Genomic DNA, 460 nt, shown 5'->3' on the forward strand with positions numbered 1-460 from the left:
GCAGCAGGGTGTAGCCGAACTCGAGGAACGACAGCGAATGCTCGCGGTCCAGGCGCTGCCTGATGGCGTCGAAGGTCAGCAAGCGGTTGATCGAGAAGTGCCGGCCGACCCGGTCGAGGAACTCCAGGTAGCCGACGCCGTCCAGCCATTCGGCGTTGTTCACCAGGCTGTCGTCGTGCAGTTCGACGTAGCGCGAGAAGACCCGGGCGATGCCGTCGATGTTGGCCTGGATCTGCGCCTCGGTGAGGATCGGCCGGCTCGAATCGCGGAAGCTCGGATCGCCGATCCGGGTGGTCGCGCCACCGATCAGCAGCAACGGACGGTGCCCGGCCTTCTGTAGCCAGCGCATCAGCATCAGGCCCTGCAGGTGGCCGACGTGCAGGCTGTCGGCGGTGGCGTCGAAGCCCAGGTAGGCGGTTGCCGGACCGGCGGCCAGGTGCGCGGCGAGGCCGTCGCGGTC

Annotated in this window: 1 protein-coding gene; it reads right to left on the bottom strand. The window is 68.3% G+C overall.

Annotated features, from left to right (window positions below):
* Positions 1–460, bottom strand: a 460-nt coding sequence (gene tyrS, locus MUU46_RS00100; RefSeq protein ID WP_258964444.1) for a tyrosine--tRNA ligase, incomplete at both ends; no start/stop codon positions are given.

Origin of the sequence: Scandinavium tedordense (genome assembly GCF_024764965.1) — a bacterium.
GTDB lineage: Bacteria > Pseudomonadota > Gammaproteobacteria > Enterobacterales > Enterobacteriaceae > Scandinavium > Scandinavium tedordense.